This window comes from Clostridium sp. OM02-18AC, assembly GCF_003481825.1.
Taxonomy (GTDB): Bacteria; Bacillota; Clostridia; order Lachnospirales; family Lachnospiraceae; genus Brotaphodocola.
The window spans coordinates 59,360-79,421 of sequence record NZ_QULW01000019.1 but is presented as its reverse complement, the minus strand read 5'-3'; the positions used below and the strand labels follow the sequence as shown (position 1 = coordinate 79,421).

At 45.4% G+C, this 20,062-nt stretch carries 20 protein-coding genes and 1 pseudogene; 3 read left to right on the top strand and 18 right to left on the bottom strand.

From position 1 onward, the window contains the following. Nucleotides 1-86: 86 nt before the first annotated feature. The 4 genes from DXB18_RS13235 to DXB18_RS13220 all read right to left on the bottom strand — a co-directional run bounded on the left by DXB18_RS13235 (nucleotide 87) and on the right by DXB18_RS13220 (nucleotide 7,462). Nucleotides 87-1,412: an extracellular solute-binding protein gene (locus tag DXB18_RS13235; RefSeq protein ID WP_118708274.1), complete on the bottom strand. Its 1,326-nt coding sequence runs from the start codon at nucleotides 1,410-1,412 to the stop codon at nucleotides 87-89. A 177-nt stretch (nucleotides 1,413-1,589) separates the two neighbouring features. After that, nucleotides 1,590-4,079 (bottom strand): glycoside hydrolase family 31 protein, encoded by a 2,490-nt coding sequence (locus tag DXB18_RS13230; protein WP_118708272.1) that lies wholly within the window; start codon nucleotides 4,077-4,079, stop codon nucleotides 1,590-1,592. Nucleotides 4,080-4,103: 24 nt separating this feature from the next. Beyond that, nucleotides 4,104-5,780: an alpha-glucosidase gene (locus tag DXB18_RS13225; RefSeq protein WP_118541088.1), complete on the bottom strand. Its 1,677-nt coding sequence runs from the start codon at nucleotides 5,778-5,780 to the stop codon at nucleotides 4,104-4,106. Between the two features lie 233 nt (nucleotides 5,781-6,013). Then, complete coding sequence (locus DXB18_RS13220; RefSeq protein WP_118708270.1) at nucleotides 6,014-7,462, bottom strand: cell wall-binding protein; 1,449 nt, start codon at nucleotides 7,460-7,462, stop codon at nucleotides 6,014-6,016. 220 nt (nucleotides 7,463-7,682) lie between these two features. Between DXB18_RS13220 and DXB18_RS13215 the strand changes: the two genes are divergently transcribed. After that, complete coding sequence (locus DXB18_RS13215) at nucleotides 7,683-8,111, top strand: DUF5684 domain-containing protein (protein ID WP_118708268.1); 429 nt, start codon at nucleotides 7,683-7,685, stop codon at nucleotides 8,109-8,111. 126 nt (nucleotides 8,112-8,237) lie between these two features. Here the strand turns inward: DXB18_RS13215 and DXB18_RS13210 are convergent, their stop codons facing one another. The 7 genes and pseudogenes from DXB18_RS13210 to DXB18_RS13185 all read right to left on the bottom strand — a co-directional run bounded on the left by DXB18_RS13210 (nucleotide 8,238) and on the right by DXB18_RS13185 (nucleotide 12,748). Further along, nucleotides 8,238-9,269, bottom strand: coding sequence for a sugar kinase (locus DXB18_RS13210; protein ID WP_118708266.1), 1,032 nt, complete (start codon nucleotides 9,267-9,269; stop codon nucleotides 8,238-8,240). Between the two features lie 11 nt (nucleotides 9,270-9,280). After that, nucleotides 9,281-9,934 carry a bifunctional 2-keto-4-hydroxyglutarate aldolase/2-keto-3-deoxy-6-phosphogluconate aldolase gene (locus DXB18_RS13205; RefSeq protein ID WP_118541231.1) on the bottom strand — a complete coding sequence of 218 codons (654 nt, stop codon included), beginning with the start codon at nucleotides 9,932-9,934 and terminating at the stop codon, nucleotides 9,281-9,283. A gap of 112 nt (nucleotides 9,935-10,046) precedes the next feature. Further along, nucleotides 10,047-10,808: an IclR family transcriptional regulator gene (locus DXB18_RS13200; protein WP_118708264.1), complete on the bottom strand. Its 762-nt coding sequence runs from the start codon at nucleotides 10,806-10,808 to the stop codon at nucleotides 10,047-10,049. A gap of 402 nt (nucleotides 10,809-11,210) precedes the next feature. Beyond that, a pseudogene (locus tag DXB18_RS16875) lies at nucleotides 11,211-11,411 on the bottom strand (tyrosine-type recombinase/integrase); the annotation flags it as partial. After that, nucleotides 11,362-11,559: a hypothetical protein gene (locus DXB18_RS16240; RefSeq protein ID WP_182430575.1), complete on the bottom strand. Its 198-nt coding sequence runs from the start codon at nucleotides 11,557-11,559 to the stop codon at nucleotides 11,362-11,364. The gene DXB18_RS16240 and the pseudogene DXB18_RS16875, both read right to left, overlap by 50 nt. A 1-nt stretch (nucleotide 11,560) precedes the next feature. Beyond that, complete coding sequence (locus DXB18_RS13190; RefSeq protein WP_347560895.1) at nucleotides 11,561-12,145, bottom strand: iron-containing alcohol dehydrogenase; 585 nt, start codon at nucleotides 12,143-12,145, stop codon at nucleotides 11,561-11,563. A gap of 18 nt (nucleotides 12,146-12,163) precedes the next feature. Next, nucleotides 12,164-12,748, bottom strand: coding sequence for a DapH/DapD/GlmU-related protein (locus DXB18_RS13185; RefSeq protein WP_118541235.1), 585 nt, complete (start codon nucleotides 12,746-12,748; stop codon nucleotides 12,164-12,166). Nucleotides 12,749-12,965: 217 nt separating this feature from the next. Here DXB18_RS13185 and DXB18_RS13180 point away from each other — a divergent pair, with 217 nt between their 5' ends. Then, nucleotides 12,966-13,880 carry a LysR family transcriptional regulator gene (locus DXB18_RS13180; RefSeq protein WP_118708262.1) on the top strand — a complete coding sequence of 305 codons (915 nt, stop codon included), beginning with the start codon at nucleotides 12,966-12,968 and terminating at the stop codon, nucleotides 13,878-13,880. 6 nt (nucleotides 13,881-13,886) lie between these two features. On the opposite strand, the gene DXB18_RS13175 is transcribed toward DXB18_RS13180, so the two are convergent. Continuing rightward, nucleotides 13,887-14,429, bottom strand: a complete 543-nt coding sequence (locus DXB18_RS13175) for a flavodoxin family protein (RefSeq protein WP_118541100.1) — start codon at nucleotides 14,427-14,429, stop codon at nucleotides 13,887-13,889. Nucleotides 14,430-14,510: 81 nt separating this feature from the next. On the opposite strand from DXB18_RS13175, the gene DXB18_RS13165 reads away from it, so the two are divergent. Further along, nucleotides 14,511-15,290 (top strand): LysR family transcriptional regulator, encoded by a 780-nt coding sequence (locus DXB18_RS13165; RefSeq protein ID WP_118708260.1) that lies wholly within the window; start codon nucleotides 14,511-14,513, stop codon nucleotides 15,288-15,290. Here DXB18_RS13165 and DXB18_RS13160 read toward each other — a convergent pair. The 6 genes from DXB18_RS13160 to purB form a co-directional block, all read right to left on the bottom strand. Further along, the gene (locus tag DXB18_RS13160; protein ID WP_118708258.1) at nucleotides 15,276-15,851 is read right to left on the bottom strand and encodes a YdeI/OmpD-associated family protein; all 576 of its coding nucleotides are present in this window, start codon (nucleotides 15,849-15,851) and stop codon (nucleotides 15,276-15,278) included. The genes DXB18_RS13165 and DXB18_RS13160 overlap by 15 nt on opposite strands. A 49-nt stretch (nucleotides 15,852-15,900) precedes the next feature. After that, nucleotides 15,901-16,056, bottom strand: coding sequence for a binding-protein-dependent transport permease (locus tag DXB18_RS13155; RefSeq protein WP_118541104.1), 156 nt, complete (start codon nucleotides 16,054-16,056; stop codon nucleotides 15,901-15,903). A 45-nt stretch (nucleotides 16,057-16,101) separates the two neighbouring features. Next, entirely contained in the window at nucleotides 16,102-16,281 is a 180-nt protein-coding gene (locus DXB18_RS13150) for a hypothetical protein (protein ID WP_118541106.1), read from the bottom strand. A 155-nt stretch (nucleotides 16,282-16,436) separates the two neighbouring features. After that, entirely contained in the window at nucleotides 16,437-16,760 is a 324-nt protein-coding gene (locus DXB18_RS13145; RefSeq protein ID WP_182430572.1) for a type II toxin-antitoxin system RelB/DinJ family antitoxin, read from the bottom strand. Nucleotides 16,761-16,948: 188 nt separating this feature from the next. Continuing rightward, nucleotides 16,949-18,241 carry an adenylosuccinate synthase gene (locus DXB18_RS13140; protein ID WP_118541110.1) on the bottom strand — a complete coding sequence of 431 codons (1,293 nt, stop codon included), beginning with the start codon at nucleotides 18,239-18,241 and terminating at the stop codon, nucleotides 16,949-16,951. Between the two features lie 348 nt (nucleotides 18,242-18,589). Continuing rightward, complete coding sequence (gene purB / locus DXB18_RS13135; protein ID WP_118541112.1) at nucleotides 18,590-20,020, bottom strand: adenylosuccinate lyase; 1,431 nt, start codon at nucleotides 20,018-20,020, stop codon at nucleotides 18,590-18,592. Nucleotides 20,021-20,062 lie beyond the last annotated feature (42 nt).

Below are 20,062 nucleotides of genomic sequence, written 5' to 3'. Positions count from 1 at the left end.
CTCTCTCTCCAGATTTTTTCAGAAGTCAACCGTAAAAAAAGGACCGCCCGCCTGCTTATAAGGCGTTGGCGGTCCTTACAACCAAATTAGTAGTTTTCTGTAATGAAATCGTTCAGTTCAGTCTCTAATTCATTCAGTGCATCCTCAGCAGTGCTCTGATCGAAAAATACCTTCTTGAATGCGTCGCAAACCATCTCATCAACAGAAGATGCATTCTTTACACGCGGTCTTGGAACGGTATAAGCAGCCTCATCGATAAATACCTGATAATCCGGATTCATCTCAATGATCGGTGCGTAATCCACATCGGTTCTGCCCGGGATACGACCCTGCTCGGTTAAAACATAATCGCACTCTTTGCTGGTCAAATACTCAACAAAGGCCCATGCCAGATCTTTGTTTGCACTGTTCTCGTTGATCGCCAGGTTATAACCGCCAAGACATACGGCGTTTACTTTTCCTTTCGGCATCGGAGCCAGACCAAACTGCATATCCGGGTTGCCGGTCGCGATGTTCTTGTAAGCCCAGTCACCGCAGACAAAGAACAGACAGTCATCGGACACGAATGTGGTGTAAGCAGTTGCCCAGTCAGAAGCATCTTTCATGCCTTCCGGGAATGCTTTGTATTTGGTGTGAAGGCCTGTCCAGAAGTCGAATGCTTCCTTACCAGACTCATTGTTTACCGTTACAACCGGTGTCTCACCTGAGGTATCGATAATCGGGTTGTCATTCTCCATAAATGCATTGAAGATTGCGTAGCCATCCAGTCTGGTGGAGATACCTGCATAACCTTTCTCGGTTGCAAGCTTGATATCCTCTTCCAGTTCATCCCAGGTGGTCGGTGCTTCGGTCTTTCCGATCTCTTCCAGGATCCGCTTGTTGTAGTATAATCCGGTATTGTTGAAATACCATGGAACCGAATAATAGCTGCCTTCATACAGTCCGGATTCCAGCGGTCCCTGCAAATAATCGTTCTCAGACGCTTTGATCTGATCATCAAGCGGTGTGATCAGTCCCATCGCTGCAAGGTCGATCGGCCAGCCGGCATTGTCCAATGCAACAATGTCCGGACCAGAGCCTGCCATTGCGGATGTGGTAAATTTGCTGACCAGTTCTTTACCAGATAAACCTTCGATCGTAATGGTGACACCCGGATGGTCTGCCTCGAACTGTTTTGCTGCCCGCATGATTGCCGGGTCGTCCATTCCGGTAAATGCATTATTTACCATCATTGCCAGGTCGCCGGTAAGTTCTTTTGCTTCTCCTGCTGTGGTTTCTTCGGTCTTGGATTCAGCTGCTGCAGCCGTCGTGTCTGCTGCTTTTGTCTCTGTAGTGGAGGAACCACCACCACAGCCTGCTAAGGAAACCGCTGCCATCAGCGCTGCCATCGATACGGCAAAAACTTTTTTCATAAAACAAATACCTCCTTCGTTTTCTCATCTTTTCCACGAGATGTTTAAGATGTCTTTATTATATTTGGTATTTTTGTATGATGGAATAATTGTTTTTCCCGATTTTTTATCTATTGTGCATTAATAAATTTCTGTCTGCACTTTTTTAAGATCATACAATGGATTTTACTTTAATTTTTAGCGCATCACCATTTCCATAAGCACCGCTCTCCAGCTTTCCGGAAGATCCATGCCCATCAGTCCACTGGCGATCTCTTCTTTTCCAGATGCCTGACGGAAGCATTTCATGACTTCATCTTTTCGCACAACACTGCCTTGCACACGGTCCAGGAATTCAAATACACGTTCGGAAAGATTTTCATCCTGCGGCAGCAGTTCGCCTTCCAGCATCACGGAAATATCGCGCTTCACATCGGTTCCTTCCAATGTCAGGGTCAGGGTACGGGTCTTTTCATCGTACTGCTTTGCAAACGCCTCGCTTGCGTTTATCTGGCTGACTGCGAGATTCCGGAAGCCGCGGAAATGCAGCACATAGCGGCGCGCTTCTGGCAGAACGGTGAAATCACCTGCCGGGTGAAGTGTGAAAGAAGCCTTCTTTGGAGTCCAGGTCAGTTTCATGGCCGTTTTCACATACTGACCCTGTTCATAAGCAAAACCATCTCCGGCATCCTCATAAAGTTCATATTCGTTGTCTCCACCAGGGAATACAGAAAGTTCCAGCGTCTCCGGGTTTTCGATGCTGTTGCTTCCCTGTGTATGTGCTGCCATCGGAATGATCGCGCCTGCTTTTGCCAGAATTCCCTGCTGTTCGATTGGACGGCTGATCTGTCTTAAATCGCCATGTTCTCCGCCATGATATACGGCACCTTCATAGACATCGGTCCAGATTCCCGGCGGAAGCCAGGTCGGCTCGGTTGTATATCCGGTCTCTTTGTCGGTTGGATGCACCATCGGCTGAACCAGAAGCTCACTTCCGAAGAAATATTCGTTACGGTAACGGTAGCTGTCCGGATCCATCGGATAGTAATAGTAAGCCGGAACCAGAATCGGCACCATATCTGTATGGCACTGGTAATTCATCGTGTAAATGTACGGCATCAGTCTGTGGCGAAGCCGCAGGACATCCGCCGCGATTTCATCGTACGGCTTCGGATAACGCCATGGCTCTTTTCCGCAGAATGGCTTGGAATTGCTGTGAAGACGGTTGATCGGAGACAGTACACCAAACTGCAGCCACCGGATATATAGCTCATTGTCTTTGATTCCATTCATATGACCGCCAATATCATGACTCCACCAGGTATATCCGACATTGGCTGCCGTTGCTGTAAAATACGGCTGATACTGGAGCGCATTCCAGGTCACATGGGTATCGCCGGAAAAGCCCATCGGGTAACGGTGGCTTCCAAGACCGCTGTAACGGGACAGCATAACGGCTCTCTTTCCGTTACGTCTTAAGTCATAGTGGTGATAATGGTTCAGCATCCAGAGCGGATCCATGCCCTCCACGGCAGAAACATTGCCCTGCTGCCAGTCCATCCACCAGAAATCAACCCCTTTTTTCTCCTCCGGATGATGCAGATATTTAAAATAAGCCTCCACAAATTCTTTGTTGGTAAAATCAAAACGTACCGGGAATCCGGAATCCGGGTCAACCCCCAGGGCTTTTGCCATCTCCGGATACTGCTCTTCAAAGGCCCGCACGCCGTCAGCCGGATGCAGGTTTAAGGTAATGCGGTAGTTGTGCTCATGCAGCCAGTTTAGGAAACGTTCTGGATCCGGGAAGAAATCCTTATTCCAGGTATATCCGGTCCAGCCTTTTCCGTATTTTTCCGGAATGTCAACCAGATGCCAGTCCATATCCATCACGACAACGGAAAACGGGATATCCAGCTCCTCAAATTTTGTTAAAAGAGCCATATAGCTTTCTTCCGTATACTTCCAGTAACGGCTCCACCAGTTGCCAAGAACATATTTCGGCAGAAGCGGTGCTGCGCCGGATAACTGGTAAAAGTCATGGATCGCCCCAAAATAATCCCGGCCATATCCGAAGAAATAGGTATCAATGCACCCTTTCTTCCGCGGATGTACCCAGCCTTCCTCATCGATGATCAGGGATTTTCCATCCTCAAAAAAGGTGCGTCCGCTGGTATCGCACAGTCCCATGCCAAGATCCACATCTCCATCCTCCCGGTTGGTTGTGGTACCGTTCGTGCGCATTTTTTCCAGAATATTTGCTCCTACAAACCATTCCCCGTCGCATCGGTCCAGGGTACGTGTCGTTCCCTTTAAATTATGCTCTCTGAGCGGATCTCCATAATCAGTCCGGCCATAATACCATCTGCCGCCGTAGTTTGTAAAGTTGTATTTTACATCAATGTAAAGATGATTCGGACCAAATTCTTTTTTGTCATAAACCAGATGGAAATACTCGGTATCGATTTCCAGACAGTCCGGCTGATCGTTTACCTGGAACTGCGGATGATCGAATTTACGGTTCCACACCACCTGGGTCGGACGGTCCTCAAATACTCCGTCCTCCGCGTATTCCATGCGCAGCATCCGGGAGGTCAGAACCGTAAAGCGGTATTTTTCTCCCTGTACGACACAGTCCGGATAGCAGCTTCCATCCAGACCCAACGCAAATCTTGAATCCAGTTTTGCCATGTTTTTCCTCCTTTGGGTGATTGTTTATGATAACTGATAGATTCTTGCTTCATACGGACGAATCTGTTCTGCAGTCTCATTTGTCACATCGTCATAATTTCCAAGAAGCAGTGTCCCATGTTCCTGATCCAGGATTTCCTGAACCTTTTGCGGCATGCTGCGCTCATTCCCATAGAAATTACAGATCACAAGCCATGTTTCCTTTTCATATTGTCTTAAGTAAACGATCAGATCCTCATCGTCCTCTAACATCTGGTGATAATCGCCGTATACCATAACCGGATGTTCTTTTCTTAAGGAAGTCAGTGTCCGGTAAAAACGCAGAACCGAATGTTCCCGTTCTTCTTCCCGCACAACATTAATATCAACATAGTTCGGATTGCTGTGCATCCACGGGGTTCCTGTTGTAAATCCTCCATTGTCGCTGTCGTCCCACTGCATCGGGGTCCGGTCATTATCGCGGCTGGTATGCTTCAGGGAATTGAGGGCTGTTTCCGGATCCACTCCGCTTTCTACCATCGTCTCATATTTTCCTACGGTATATTTTTCGTTATAATATTCGATCGACGGAAAATCCACATTGGTCATGCCGATTTCTTCTCCCTGGTAGATATAAACCGTACCAGGATGGGTATGCATCAGCAGTCCCAGCATCGTGGCAGACTCATAGCGGTACTCTTTGTCGTTTCCAAAGAAAGAAACCTGTCTCGGCGTATCGTGATTGGAGAGATACTGGGTGATCCATCCGTTCTGTTCCATAACCACGTGATTCCAGCGGCGCTCAATTTCCTTAATCTCTACCGCCGTTTTTAAGACCGGATTTTTTGCAATCTCAAAATGGAATACCATATTGATTTCTTCCCGTTCCTCTTTCACGTAATCGATCGCAATGGCAGCATCGACGTTTCCGGTCTCCCCGACAACCATCATATCGTATTTCTGGAACACTTCCTGGTTCAGTTCGTGAAGCAGTTCATGAATACCCGGGCAGTTTGCGCACATGGTCCGGTCGACCACATAACCATAGATTCCTACCGGTGGTGTCGGCGGATTCGGAGAATCTGGAAGCCCCTTCGGCTTTACCAGGCGGTTCACCGCATCCATACGGAACCCATCGACCCCCAGATCAAGCCACCAGCGCATCATGCGGCACATATCCTCTTTCATGTTCGGGTTGTCCCAGTTCAAATCCGGCATTTTTTTCGAGTAATTATGGAGATAATATTCCTGGGTGGTTTCATCAAACTCCCAGGCCGAACCACGTCCCTCATAAAAATAATTGCCCCAGTTGTTCGGCTCTTTCCCGTTCTTTGCCGGACGCCAGATATAATAATCCCGGTAAGGATTATCCTTTGATTTCTTTGACTCCTGGAACCACCGGTGTTCATCGGATGTATGGTTCAGCACCATGTCCATGATCAGACGGATGCCGCGCGCATGCGCCTTTTCCAACAGCTCCTTAAAATCGTCCAGGGTGCCGTAACGCTCATCAATACTCTGATAATCCGAGATATCATAACCGTTATCGACATCCGGTGATTTGTAGATCGGATTCAGCCAGATGACCGTTGCCCCCAGCTTCTTAATATAATCCAGCTTCTGGATAATTCCCTGCAAATCTCCAATGCCATCCCCATTGGAATCATAGAAGCTCTTTGTGTAAATCTGATAGACAACCGCTTCCTTCCACCATTTTTTCATAAAGTACCTCCACTCTTTTTATGATAAACTTATCGTAACATGTTTCTTTTAGAAAGTCGTTGTGCATTTTTATTGGATGTATGCACTTTTTTAAGATACAAATGAAAAAAGAGACCTTTTTACAGGTCCCTTTTTTACAGAGAGTTTTCATTCATTATGTGATCGTTTTTACGGTAATTCTTTCTATCCGTGCTTCATTCTTCTTATTTTATTCTTCTTATTCCGTCTTTCTCCTACTTCGCGCTGTACTTTTCGGTTCCCTCATAGGTTACCATGCCCTTGCTGTCGGTGCAGTAATAAATGTCATCGCCATCTTTGACATTCGTCTTCTTTTTCTGGATCTTACCGCTGGTATTTACCAGATAAGTACCAGACTTGGAATCGTCATCCGGATCATTCCACTCTACTTTTTTGAGTTTTTCATCAGAATCGGCCTCGATCCGTTTGCCCTTCTCGTAGATGACACCATCCTCAATTCCATTGTATCCCTGTCCACGTCCATCGCCAGACTTGCGGAAGTTGTAGGTGTGGCGTTCTCCATCAAGATCCAGTACCACGGTTCCGGTCTTCATGGCACCATCCTTGGAAGAACCGCCGAAATAATAAAGTTCCTCAGCATCTCCTGCCTCCGGCAGATCACTCTCGCTCTCCACTTCCTTGTAAGACAGGATATCATTGTCCGATACCGTCAACTTGTAGAGTCCCTCTAACATCTTTCCGTACTCATCAAATGCATAGTAGGAACCGTTGATCTTCTTGATGCGGCTCTTGACTACGTCACCGTCCTTTTCTGCATAGTACCAGCGCTCTTCTCCGTCAGAATATCCTTCCGGATCCGTGTTCTCACCTGGCACTGTCTTAAACCAGCCAACAGACATCCAGCTGTCCCCGATCGGGCTGTAGAAGCTCGGTGTTGCTACCGATGCTGCATTGCTTGCACTTGCGTACCAGCTGAAACGCGCATTGCCGTATTCCTCAAAATAATACTTGTGCCCATTGATGGTCTTTTTGGTATCGGCTGCCTTTTTGCCGTTGGCATTGAAATAGAACCAGTACCAGTCCTGGAACTCATCGCTTGTCTGGTTGTCATCGACCACATCCAGGCGTTCCCACTGGCTGCTGCGCATAGCGCCATCATTGGAAGCTCCCAGATAATAAACGCCCGTCTGCCATGCATCATCTCCGGTCTGGCGCTCGCCCTGCTCATCGATCCAGCCATAGAGCATTTTTCCTTCTTCATCAAACGCATACTTTTTTGTAACACCATCCGCCCGGACAATGCTCTTGAAATTCACCCGTCCGGCATCCTTGCTCTTATAAGCTTTGCCGTTTGGCCCGAAGTAATACCAGACCGTATCGGACTCACCATCGTCCGACGGATCGTCATTCTCCAGTTCCCGCCACTGGTTTTTCACCATGGCACCGCTCTCGTTCACATAATAGTAATCGTCATCGTCCTGGATCAGCTGACTGGTTGCCATGTTGCCATCTTCATCCAGCCAGAAAAAATCATTTCCGGATTTCTTAAAGACCGAGGTAACTGCCTCTCCATCCTTATCGTAGTAACGCCAGGTTCCGTCTTCCTCCTGCCAGCCGGTTGCCGCAAAAGACAACATGGTTGTTCCCAGGGTCAGCGCTGCGGCTGCACACGGGATTAAAAGTGTTTTTGCATGTTTTTTCATTGTATTTCTCCTTTCGATGCTCTTGTCATCTGACAGTCATGACTTTACACCCTCGAACCATTCCAGGGTCAATAGAAGTCATAGAATCGTAAAAATCCGTAATTTTTCAGAAATAATTCTTGCTTTCTTGACTATTTTCTTAACACAATCTATACTGTCAGTATGTTACTGCCCGCGCATTGCGCAAACAGGATACAAATGAGAAAGGAAGGTATATGCTATGGATAGTCTTGCTGCTTTACTTTTTGCCAGCATTGGAACCATTATCATTCTGGCTGTTGGCTGGTACGTTCTTCAGGCAATTGCTTATTGGAAAATTTTTGAGAAAGCCGGAGAACCAGGCTGGAAAGCTCTGATTCCAATCTACAATAGCTACATCCAGTACAAATTCACCTGGAATCCAAATATGTTCTGGATCGTACTGGTCTGCTCGTTGCTTGGAGGAATACTTGGTGCAACAGATGGTGCTTTCTCTTATGTAGGTTCCCTATGCGCACTGGCTGCTACCATCGTCAATATCATCGCCGCAAACAAGCTTGCAAAAGCGTTTGGACATGGCGTAGGATTCACGATTGGTTTATTTTTCTTAACTCCGATCTTTATGCTGATCCTTGGTTTCAGCAGTGATGAGTATATTGGACCACAGTAAAACAAAATATAACAATATCGCACAGTAAGTATCAAAGGGGCGAAAGTTCCCACAGCCGCCATGCATGGCGGCTGCGGGAACTTTCGCCCCTCATTCGTTATCGTGCAATATTGTTTATGGAGTAAATCAGCGCTGTACCCGTCCGGAGCTGTCTCCTCCGGCGAGTTTCTCTACCTCCACACGGCTCACCAGGTTAAAATCACCCGGGATCGTGTGTTTCAGGGCAGCTGCCGCTGTACCAAATTCCAACGCAGTTTTCATATCATTTCCTTCCAGCAGTCCACAGATCAGTCCGGAAGTAAAGGCATCCCCGCCGCCGACACGATCCACGATCGGGGCGATGGTATACTTTTTCGAATGATAGAATTCTTTTGTTTTTCCATCCATGATGCAGGAAGACCAGCCGTTGTTCGAAGCACTGTGACTCTCCCTGAGAGAACTTGCAACATAACGGAAACCAAACTTATCCACCATCTGACTGAAAATATTCATATAACCGGAAAGCTCCAGATTTCCCGACGTGATATCACTGCCTTCCGGCTTAAATCCAAGAACTTTTTCCGCATCTTCCTCATTGCCAATGCAGACATCTACATACTGCATAAGATTTGTCATAATTTCGCGTGCTTTCTCCTGCGACCAGAGTTTCTTCCGGAAATTCAAGTCTACGGACACCGTAACCCCATGTGCTCTTGCAGCTTTCAGTGCTGCCTCGGTAAGTGCTGCCGCACGGTCAGAAAGTGCCGGGGTGATCCCGGTAAAATGAAACCAGTCTGCATCTGCAAAAATGGCATCGAAATCGAAGAGATCTGGTGTTGCACAGGCAATTGAAGAACCTGCACGGTCATATACAATGTTGGACGGCCGCACAGAAGAACCTGGTTCCAGATAATAAATTCCAAGGCGCTCCCCGCTTCTGGAAATGAATTTTGTTCCTACATTGTATTTCCGCAGCGCTGCCACAGCACAGTCCCCGATCGGGTTATCCGGGATTGCAGAAACATATTCCGTATCATATCCGTAATTTGCCAGCGATACCGCCACATTGGCCTCGCTCCCGCCATAATGGATATCAAATTCATCTGCCTGAATAAACTTTTCATTACCCGGGGTCGATAATCTGAGCATGATTTCCCCCATGGTCACAATCTTTGCCATGTCTTTTCCTCCTAGTTTGCCCGTGCAGCTGCCACAGCTGCCACAAATTCTTTTGCCTTTGCTGTCACCGCTGCAAAATCGCCGGTCTTTGCTCCTTTTGTCAGGCTGCTTCCGGTTCCAACCGCATAGGCACCTGCCTTTAACCACTTATCTACGTTATCCACATCGACCCCGCCGGACGGCATAAAATTGCCCTGCGGAAGCGGACCACGGAAAGAACTGATCGCTGCCGGTCCCAGGATATTTCCCGGGAACAACTTGATGACATCACATCCGGCTTCCAGCGCAGTGATGGCCTCTGTCGGAGTCATAACGCCAGGAAGCATTGGCACACGGTAGCGGTTACACAGTCTGATCGTGTCCAGATTCAGTCCCGGGCTTACCACATAATTCGCACCAGCCAGAATCACAGCTCTTGCAGTTTCCGGATCAAGCACCGTACCAGCACCGATCACGATCCGGTCATCCTTCCGGTATTTTTCCGACATGGCAGCAAGAAATTCAATCGGATTTCCCTCATCCATGGTCATCGTGATCTCGATAAAATGAATGCCGCCTTCGATCACGGCCTCCACAACTTTTTCCCCCTGTTCGCGGTTCTTCGCACGGATTACCGCAACCAGACACTCTTCTTTCATTCTGGATAAAACCTGTTCTTTCTGCATATTCATCTCTCCTTCTCCTGAACCTGTTTTCTTCCATTTCAGCCCGAACCTGACTTTTTGTCTCTCCGGTCCTCTATTCTTTTCTTTTCATTTGCATGCTGTGCCGGGACAACTACTTTCTTCCAACATATCCAAGCATCCCGGATAGCTGCTTTGCCTTTCTGGAAACAATACGCCCCAGCTCTTCATAGTTGACCGCATCCCGGTATAATGTAGAGGCACTGACAGCACCAACCAGACTTCCATCTGCCCCAAATACTGGTGCACCCACGCACTCCGCATGCTCCTCCATCTCCCGTGCATCCAGTGCATAGCCCTGCTCGCGCACCTGTTCCAGCTCTTCCATAAGCCGCACCGGGTCGGTAATGGTGCGTTCTGTCTTTTTCACAAAATCCATACGCTTAAGAAGCTGCTGCTGAATATCCGGCTCACTGTAAGCTAAGATTGCCTTGCCGAGAGATGTACAATACAATGGAATGCGGCTTCCCACCGCTGCCGTGGTGATGATCGGATTTTCCGGCTCAAACTTGCAGATGTAAACGACCTCACAATCGGAGCGTACTCCGAAAAACACCGTCTTCCCGATTTCATGGGCAAACTGTTTTAATTCCGGCTCCATCACATTCATGATATTTAAGTTGTTCGTGTAATTGATGCCGATCCGGTATGCCGTAAGGCCAATGGTGTAGCGTTTCTTCTGTCCCCAGTCCGCATGGACCATGCCAAGCGCCTCCAGCGTCGTGACAATGTCGTATGCACTGGTCTTTGGAAGTTCCAGACGGTCGCACAGCTCGTCTAAGGAAGCGCCCTCCGGCTTCTGGGAAATGATTTCCAGGATCTCTATGGTCCGCTGAGTTGTACGATTTAATTTCATGAATGTTTTACACCTTTCTGCGCATCGTTTCTGCCCCACCGGACGTAAAATGCTTACCTCTGATTTGCATATAGCATCATTTTACTGAATATAAAAAAAGAAGTCAAGTTATTGACAGAATTGTGTCACGACACAAAGCCCAAAAAACCGCAGGAGTCCAACCATTGTATGGCTCTACTCTGCGGTATCCACTGCAAAAACAGCCTTTGCAAAGCGGGTAAATTTTTCTTCTGCATCTTTTAAGATATGGCGGTAGTATACCGGCTGGATCACGGCAAGTCCCTATCCGTGGTTGCAGTCCGTATAAGCCTCCAGCTGATGCTCCATCTGGTGTGCCTGGAAGTCAGTCACGCGTCCGACTTTCAGAATGCCGTTCTCAGCCATGGCGGAATCCCACATCAGGTTGCTCATTTTGCGATAATGCTTTACACTCGATACTCTCTTATGTCCGAGAAGCCTTGCTATCGTCCAGTCATCGAGATGCATTTCTGTAAGTTTGACTCCGTAGTAATGCCGAAACATGTGTGTTCCAAATCCAAATAATCTGCCATTATCATCTTTTAACTGTTTTTCCTGTATCATGGACATCACTTTTGATTTTATAGTCACACATAATTGCGGTATCAATCATACGATAGCCACAAGATATCGCATTTTTTACGCACTCAATACAATCTTTTCCTCGGATATCCCATATACCAAATCCTATCATGGGCATACAAATTCCGTTATTTAATCTCACTTTATCCATCTTAAAGACTCTCTTTCAGAATTTTCACAATTTCTTCCCGATCTAATACTTTATATCCACCCGGCAGAATAATTGTAACATCTGCAATTCCATCTATCATTTCTTCTGTAGCTCCAAGTTCAGTGATATTCATAACAAGTCCCAGTTCTCTCATCCAATTCTCCATTGCAGATAATCCTTCTTCTGCCACCTGTTCATCTGTTTTTCCAACTGTATCTACATTCCATACATTTATAGCAAACTGTCTGAATTTTTCTAATCCGAACCGCATTATATATCGATAGTATGGAAGTGAAACTGCTGCCAGCGTCATACCATGTGTAGCATTTGTATAACCACCTACGGTCTGTCCTATCATATGAACCATCCAATCCGTAGATTTTCCCTTTGCAAGCTCCTGTTGATAGTTCGCCATAATACTATGTGCAAACTGAACTCCATTTTCGTCACTGTATAAGGAAACTAATGTATGCCAATAGCTTCCAAGTGATGTATTCAGACAGACCATAATTACAATTGCAGTAAAAGCAATCGGGATCAAAACAGTCAATATATTTGACAATCGTATTTTTTTCTTTATTGTCAATCTCAACACCTCCCGACTCTATCTTTCAGACTTCTGCACCTCTATTTTCTTTATCACTTTTGCAGGGATGCCTCCGACCACTGTATTCGATTGAACATCTTTTGTCACCACTGCTCCTGCTGCAATGACAGCTCCGTCTCCAATCGTCACTCCTGCCAAAACGGTTGCATGTGCACCAATCCATACATTCTTTCCAATATGAATCGATACCGGAAGTAAATCTGCTCTTTTACCCGGATCCATCTCATGGTTTAATGTTGCCAGCACTACCTGATGTCCGATCAGAGCTCCGTCATCGATGTAAATTCCTCCCTGATCCTGAAACTGACACCCTGAATTGATAAACACATTTTTACCGATATGAATATTTTTTCCACAATCCGTATAAAACGGTGGAAACATTCCAAATGTCTCATCCACTACTCTTCCCGTCAGTTCTGACATCAGTGACCGAATTTCTTCTGGTGTATGATATCCCTGATTTAGTTTTCCGGTAATCTGCATTGCCTCATTGGATAATTCTATCATTTTCAAATGTACATCAGACCCGGCAGTAACTTTTTTTCCGCTATTTAGAACTTTGACAAATGCCTCTGTACTCATTAATTCCATTTCTTTCTCTTTTCCCATATTCCATTTTTCTCCTCATACTTTTTTCTTACTCTTCTTTTATCACCTTAAGTATAAATTTAATTTCTGCGCATAGCAAATACTTAGTTTTGATGCATTTGTATAGTTGAAAATTATATATTTGCATGATAAAATAACCTTAAACAGCTTTTTAGGATTTATTTTGCGAGAATGCGGAAAGGATTATGATATGGAAATACGTGTATTACAATATTTTTTAGCAGTTGTAAGAGAGCAGAGCATCCTTCGCGCAGCCGAATCCCTGCATTTGTCACAGCCTACACTTTCTACTCAGATCAAAAATATGGAAAAGGAACTTGGAAAACAGCTTTTGATCAGAGGAACAAAAGGATCCCGTAAAGTAACACTTACCGAAGAAGGATTGATTCTCAAAAAACGTGCAGAAGAAATCCTTGAATTAGTGAAAAAAGCGGAACAGGAAATCGCCCTTTCCGATAGCATTATTCTTGGAGATGTATCAATTGGTAGCGGAGAAACAGACGGACTTCGTATCCTTGCCAAAGCAGCGTCAAACTTGCAGGCAGAATATCCCGGCATTCATTACCATATTTTCAGTGGAAATGCAGATTTTGTCACTGATCATCTGGATAAAGGATTAATTGATTTTGGAATGATCTTTGGACAGGTTGATTTAAAGAAATATAACGCTTTTACGCTTCCTTCCAAAGATATCTGGGGTGTTCTTATGCCAAACGATGCCCCTCTTGCCAGGAAAGATGTGATTTTCCCGGCAGATCTTGTAGATAAACCATTGATTCTCTCCCAAGAAGAAATAAACGGTGGAAAACTGATGCAATGGCTGAATGTAGCACCTTCTGATTTAAACATAGTTGCTACTTATAACCTTTTATTTAATGCATCCCTTCTCGTCGAAGAAGGCATGGGATATGCCATATGTTTTGATAAGATCATCAATACGACCGGAAACAGCAGCCTTTGCTTTCGCCCACTTAGACCGGCACTTGAAATACCAATGTATCTAATCTGGAAAAAAACACAAATGCTTTCAAAGCCTGCCGAAAAATTCCTGCAGGCTCTGAAAGATTCTTTGTTGCCAACCATATCAATAGATTCGATGAACTAATTTTGATTATGAAATTGCTTTTCCTAATTGATATGCCTCTTCAATTGCCTTATGCCCTTTTATTGTTCCGGCATCATCTACACCTCCGGCAAAGACAGTTCCAGCAAGTCTGGCGCGTTCAAAACACTCAATCCATCCTTCCAGACCACTGATTGCCCGGCTATCAACACCCTCTTCAGCTTCTGCAGCCGTACTTAAAAGATAAACATCTTCAAAAGCATAATCTGTCCCATATAATGGATTGGCTCTGTCAAGCATTGTTTTCATCTGACCAGCCATTTCATAGTAATAAACAGGCGTTGCAAAAGCAATCACTTCTGCATCATGCATCTGCTTTGCAATATCTATTGCATCATCAGCAATCACACAATGTCCAAGTTTCAGACAGGCTAAACATCCTTTGCAGAAGTTGATTGTTTTATTTTTTAAACTAATTTCTACAACCTGATTTCCAGCCTCCTTCGCTCCTTTTACAAATGCTTCTGCAAGCATATCTGAATTGCTGTTCTGACGAAGACTGGTTGAAATCACTAATGCCTTTTTGCTCATAAATTGCTCCTTTACATCTTTTCACTGAAAAAATCAGCCAGTTTTTCAAATGGGATTCGATCTGTTCTGTCACACAGATCAATGTGTTCTGCATCTTCAACCACATATAATTCTTTCGGTTCCAATGCAGCATCAAACGCATTTTCACTGAAAAATCTGGAAGAAGATCTGGGATTAACCCTGTTCGAACGAACGAAGAATAAACTGACTTTGAATCAAAATGGAGAATATGTGCTGGAGCTGGCAAAAAAGCTTCTGGAAGATGCAGACTCCCTCACGGAAAAAGCTCGTGAATTTGACCGGAAAAACCACACGATTTTCCTCGGCACCTGCGCCCCCGCTCCTTTGTGGACGCTCACACCGATGATCACCGGTCTGTTTCCCCACATGGCTCTGCAGGCCGACACGACCTCAGACAAACGGCTTTTCAGGGGACTGGATCAGAATCACTACCAACTGATCGTCACCCACGAAAAACCGGATTCCGACTCCTATTTTTTCAAAGAATGGGGAACCGAAAGCCTGATGTTCGCACTTCCCAAAGACCACAAATATGCAAACAAAAAAAGCCTGTCCTTCTCCGACATGAACGGAGAAAACATGCTTTTAATGCCAGATATCGGCTTCTGGTCCTTTGTATTAGAAAAAATGCCGGATTCCCGCTTTCTGACCCAAAACAACCGCTATAGCTTTCAGGAACTGGTCCAGGCCTCCTCCCTGCCCTGTTTCGTAACCGATGTCTCCGAAAATTACCGGGTTACCGCAGAAAACCGGATCGCGATTCCGATTTCTGCCCTGCCTGATGTTTTGATCAAAACCGCTGGTGGTTCGGTAAACTGCAATCTGTCAGTCTGTAAGTAAGCGTCCATTATCATTCCATTCGCCATACATAATCCCCGCCTTGGTGTTATCTAAAAATTTTTGTAAGCGACTTTGGAACAGTTCTGGATGCTTTTTCTTAATCTGGATCGTATCAATTCTCACACGCTGATAGAGCGGCGGGAATTTTTGAAAATTCTCCCAAATTTCAGCGTCTATTTGCGATGCGTCTAAAATCATCTTGTCAATAACAAAACCATTTTCAGACATATCCGGCAAAACTGCTCTTCCAGCATCCGTCATACGCCCTAATCGCTCCATTCTCCGACAACGTTCTTTATTTAAATCAGACCACAAACTGTTTTTTCTTCTGGGTGCTAATCTTTGTGCCGTTATTCCGTTATCCATTTTCTTCGTGGTGCTATCAATCCAGCCAAAACACATGGCTTCTTCGACTGCATCTATATACCAAAAAGTTCCATTATCTACTGGACGTCCACGCTTTACAACTACCCAGCATTCGGTTTCTTTGTTATAATTTTCCGAAAACCATTCTCGTAACTCATCACGATTTTGAGCTGGTAATAAATTCTTAAATTCCATTTTTTTCTCGCAATCGTTGATTTCACCAGTTCTCCAAGCTGGAAGTCACTTACTTCTTATCATTGAAAAGAATAATAAATGCACCCATCACAGCAACAGCAAGGATAACACCCCACTCTGGTGCATTGACCCAGTTTGCAAAGATGGCACTGCTCATAAACCCAACCATTATGGTTACAATCATTGCTAAAATTGCTTTTCCCATGCAATCACACTCCCTTGTCAACTATCGATTTTCTGATTTATAATACTATGATTTTGCATCTTCTGATGAGCCTTCCTTTAAATTCTCTATAGATTTAAGAATAAATGCGCCCATTGTTGCAATTGCAAAAATCGAACCTAGTTGAGGCCAAAGCATGGTTTCACAAATCACAGAACTGAGCCAGCCTACAAAAATTGTGATTACAAACGCCCTTATACTACTCATTTTTCTCCTGTCTCCTATTATTTCCGGAATCTCTTATTATGACTCATAGTGTGATTCTATTGTTTGTAAATACATTTACGAATCACCTCTTCCATTTCGCTGTACTCACACAGAAAAGATTTTTGGCTGGCTGATAGCATTTCGTATCTGACATTTTACACCTCGTTTAATATTTTCTCTCGTGCTTGTTCAAAACTGATATTTCCATGCTGAATCTCCTGCATTAACTGTATGTCATTCTCGTCTAAATGTAATCCTTCAAGTTTTAATGTTGCAGCTACCTCATTGATTTTTTCCGCATTCGTATAGGAGGATTTTGTCAGCTTAACAGAAAACGGAATTCCTTCTTGAATAATTAACTGGTTCAAAGCCATATTGATATACGTAGACATGTTCAATCCAAGTTTATCCAAAATATTTGCTGCGTTTTCTTTGATCCGCTCCGGTGTGCGAGCCTGTACAATTCCCATTGGTTCCATAAATGATACCTCCTCATCGATTATATATAATATATGACACCATGCATACATAGTCAATATTTTATAATACGTGAATCACGATTATAAAACAGAGTCTTATTTTTTCGTCTGCTGAAATAAGACAAAAGCCGTGGAAGCTACCGAAAGGCAGCTTTCACGGCTCTATTACGTTAACAATATTACTATTTTTACAGGCGTACGATCATTGCCTCGCGTCCTGCGCCGGTTCCGATGAATTTTACCGGAACTTTGATATAATCCTCGATGAAGTTGATGTATGCCTTTGCATTCTCCGGAAGCTCCTCGAAGGTCTTGCAGCCAGAGATGTCACCGAAGTTACCATCGAACTCTTTGTATACCGGCTTGCTGTTCTCTAAGAACTTTAAGTTGGTTGAGAAGTCCTCGGTCTGTACCCCGTTGCAGTCATAAGCAACGCAGACTTTGATCTTGTCGAACTTACCGATGGTGTCTAAGTGGTTTACGGAGATTCCGGTCAGACCATTCAGACGCTTTGCATATTTTAAGGTTACCAGATCCAGCCAGCCACAGCGACGCGGTCTGCCGCTTACGGTACCGTACTCATGACCAAGGTCACGGATCTTATCACCGGTCTCGTCGAGCAGCTCGGTTACGAACGGGCCCTCGCCGACACGGCTGGAGTAAGCCTTGATGATGCCATATACATTGCCGATATCGGATGCGCTTAAACCGGTTCCGGTGATGATACCGCCGATAGTCGGATTGGAGGAGGTTACATACGGATAGGAACCGAAGTCGATGTCAAGTAAGGTTGCCTGAGCACCCTCTACGATGACCTTCTTATCCTCTTCCAGTGCTTTGTGCAGATAAGTTACAGTGTCACATACGAACGGCTTTAACTGCTCTGCGTACTCGGTATAGGTCTTATATACCTCTTCAAAGTTCAGTTTTTCATCAATGGTGGTGTCTTCCGGATCATAGAACTTTAAGAGTGCTTTTCTGGATTCTACCAGCTCTTCCAGATGGCTCTTGAAGTTGTCTGCGTACAGATCCTCAACTCTTAAACCTGCGCGCTCGTACTTGTCACAGTAGGTCGGTCCGATACCTCTGCAGGTGGTGCCGATCTTGGAAGCCTTTCTTGCTTTCTCCAGTGCGCGGTCTAACATCGGATGGTATGGCAGGATCACATGGGTCTTGTCACTGATTTTTAAGTGGTTGTCGATATCGTATCCGTGTGCTTTTAAGTTTTCGATCTCACCTAACAGCACCTGCGGGTTCATAACAACGCCGTTGCCGATTACGCCAATGGTATGACCGGACAGGATTCCGGACGGAATCAGACGCATTGCGTATTTCACTCCGTTTGCTTCGATTGTATGGCCTGCGTTATCACCACCGGTTGCACGGACAGCGATATCTGCATTCGTTGCAAGATAATCGATTACTTTTCCCTTACCTTCATCGCCATAAAAACATCCAATAACTACATCTACCTTTGACATAATTCGTCTCCTTTGTTGTGCTTAACGTGACAGTACGGACTTCGCGCATTTTTACTCACGCGCTGCACATCGAAAACCAATGTGCCCTGGCACCGCCACTTGCTATTCCTAATATTCTCATGCGGAATCAGCCGACTCCGCAAACATTAACAGTATATAAGATTCTTGCTTTAAAATCAATACGCAAACACAAAAAGGCAGACAGATTTTCTAATCTGCCTACCTCTTGTTATTAATGTACGTTATAAACATTAATTACTGTAATTTATCAGTTTTGTCATTTTCTGACATGTTCCATACATTGAAAATAAGACTCAGAAAATAATTCCTATTACATCAAACATTCTTTTATACGTTAATCTCTGCGGTCATACCGAGGTCTCCCTTGTTTGCCTCCAGGATCGGATTGACTACTTCGCCTAAGAATTCGTCTACCTGCTGCGGTGCACGTCCTACATAGCGGGACGGCTCCATGCATGCCTTTAAGTCTTCTAAGGAAAGTCCAAATGCCGGATCTGCCGCAATGAGCTCTAACAGGTTGTTGTCCAGACCTTTTTCCTTGACATTTCTGCCTGCTTCCATGGAAAGCTGGCGGATGCGCTCATGCAGCTCCTGACGGTCGCCGCCTGCCTTTACTGCATCCATCATGATGTTCTCGGTTGCCATGAACGGAAGCTCTGCCATAAAATGCTTCTCAATCACCTTCGGATATACCACCAGGCCGTCTACAACATTTAAGTACAGATCCAGGATACCGTCGATGGCCAGGAAGCCTTCCGGAATGCTTAAACGCTTGTTTGCGGAGTCATCTAAGGTACGCTCGAACCACTGGGTGGAAGCAACCATCATCGGGTTCATGACATCGCTCATTACATAGTTGGAAAGAGATGCGATACGCTCGCTGCGCATCGGGTTTCTCTTGTATGCCATTGCGGAGGAACCAATCTGGTTCTTCTCAAACGGCTCTTCCACTTCTTTTAAGTGCTGCAGCAGACGAATGTCATTGCTGAACTTGTGGGCGCTCTGCGCGATTCCTGCAAGAACATTCAGGACACGGGTATCTACCTTACGGGAGTAGGTCTGGCCGGAAACCGGATAGCATGCAGAAAAGCCCATCTTCTCGGCGATCATCTGGTCTGCCTTGCGGCATTTCTCATGGTCTCCCTCAAAGAGTTCCAGGAAACTTGCCTGGGTACCGGTGGTTCCCTTGGAGCCAAGAAGCTTCATGGTAGAAAGGACATGATCCAGATCCTCTAAATCCAGACAAAGCTCATTGAGCCAAAGCGTTGCTCTCTTACCAACGGTAGTCGGCTGTGCAGGCTGGAAATGGGTAAATGCCAGGGTCGGCTGGTTTTTGTACTTGTCTGCGAATTTTGCCAGCTCTGCCATCACGTTGATGAGTTTTTTACGAACCAGCTTTAAGCCCTCGGTCATGATGATGAGGTCCGTGTTATCACCTACATAGCAGGAGGTTGCACCCAGATGGATGATCCCTTTTGCCTTCGGACACTGCTGACCGTAAGCGTATACATGGGACATGACATCGTGGCGCACCAGACGTTCACGCTCTTTTGCGACTTCATAGTTGATATCCTCGGCATGTGCCTTTAACTCGTCGATCTGCTCCTGGGTAATCGGCAGGCCTAACTCTTTCTCAGTCTCAGCCAGCGCGATCCATAATTTTCTCCAGGTTTTGAATTTCTTGTCCGGGGAGAAGATGTACTGCATCTCCTTGCTTGCGTAACGCTCGGACAACGGGCTTTGGTATCTGTCGTTCATAAGAACCCTCCAATATTTTGATTGATTATTTGGTATCTTCGC

Bases quoted from the DNA above. Each gene is read 5' to 3' on its own strand.
- DXB18_RS13145 (WP_182430572.1), bottom strand. From the start codon at position 16,760: ATGGAACCAATGGGAATTGTACAGGCTCGCACACCGGAGCGGATCAAA.
- DXB18_RS13205 (WP_118541231.1), bottom strand. From the start codon at position 9,934: ATGCAGAAAGAACAGGTTTTATCCAGAATGAAAGAAGAGTGTCTGGTT.
- DXB18_RS13225 (WP_118541088.1), bottom strand. From the start codon at position 5,780: ATGAAAAAATGGTGGAAGGAAGCGGTTGTCTATCAGATTTACACAAAG.
- DXB18_RS13200 (WP_118708264.1), bottom strand. From the start codon at position 10,808: ATGAAATTAAATCGTACAACTCAGCGGACCATAGAGATCCTGGAAATC.
- DXB18_RS13210 (WP_118708266.1), bottom strand. From the start codon at position 9,269: ATGGCAAAGATTGTGACCATGGGGGAAATCATGCTCAGATTATCGACC.
- DXB18_RS13230 (WP_118708272.1), bottom strand. From the start codon at position 4,079: ATGGCAAAACTGGATTCAAGATTTGCGTTGGGTCTGGATGGAAGCTGC.
- DXB18_RS13175 (WP_118541100.1), bottom strand. From the start codon at position 14,429: ATGAGCAAAAAGGCATTAGTGATTTCAACCAGTCTTCGTCAGAACAGC.
- DXB18_RS13140 (WP_118541110.1), bottom strand. From the start codon at position 18,241: ATGTCAAAGGTAGATGTAGTTATTGGATGTTTTTATGGCGATGAAGGT.
- DXB18_RS13155 (WP_118541104.1), bottom strand. From the start codon at position 16,056: ATGGGAAAAGCAATTTTAGCAATGATTGTAACCATAATGGTTGGGTTT.
- DXB18_RS13185 (WP_118541235.1), bottom strand. From the start codon at position 12,748: ATGAGTACAGAGGCATTTGTCAAAGTTCTAAATAGCGGAAAAAAAGTT.
- DXB18_RS13165 (WP_118708260.1), top strand. From the start codon at position 14,511: ATGTGTTCTGCATCTTCAACCACATATAATTCTTTCGGTTCCAATGCA.
- DXB18_RS13160 (WP_118708258.1), bottom strand. From the start codon at position 15,851: ATGGAATTTAAGAATTTATTACCAGCTCAAAATCGTGATGAGTTACGA.
- DXB18_RS13180 (WP_118708262.1), top strand. From the start codon at position 12,966: ATGGAAATACGTGTATTACAATATTTTTTAGCAGTTGTAAGAGAGCAG.
- DXB18_RS16240 (WP_182430575.1), bottom strand. From the start codon at position 11,559: ATGGATAAAGTGAGATTAAATAACGGAATTTGTATGCCCATGATAGGA.
- DXB18_RS13150 (WP_118541106.1), bottom strand. From the start codon at position 16,281: ATGAGTAGTATAAGGGCGTTTGTAATCACAATTTTTGTAGGCTGGCTC.
- DXB18_RS13235 (WP_118708274.1), bottom strand. From the start codon at position 1,412: ATGAAAAAAGTTTTTGCCGTATCGATGGCAGCGCTGATGGCAGCGGTT.
- DXB18_RS13220 (WP_118708270.1), bottom strand. From the start codon at position 7,462: ATGAAAAAACATGCAAAAACACTTTTAATCCCGTGTGCAGCCGCAGCG.
- purB (WP_118541112.1), bottom strand. From the start codon at position 20,020: ATGAACGACAGATACCAAAGCCCGTTGTCCGAGCGTTACGCAAGCAAG.
- DXB18_RS13215 (WP_118708268.1), top strand. From the start codon at position 7,683: ATGGATAGTCTTGCTGCTTTACTTTTTGCCAGCATTGGAACCATTATC.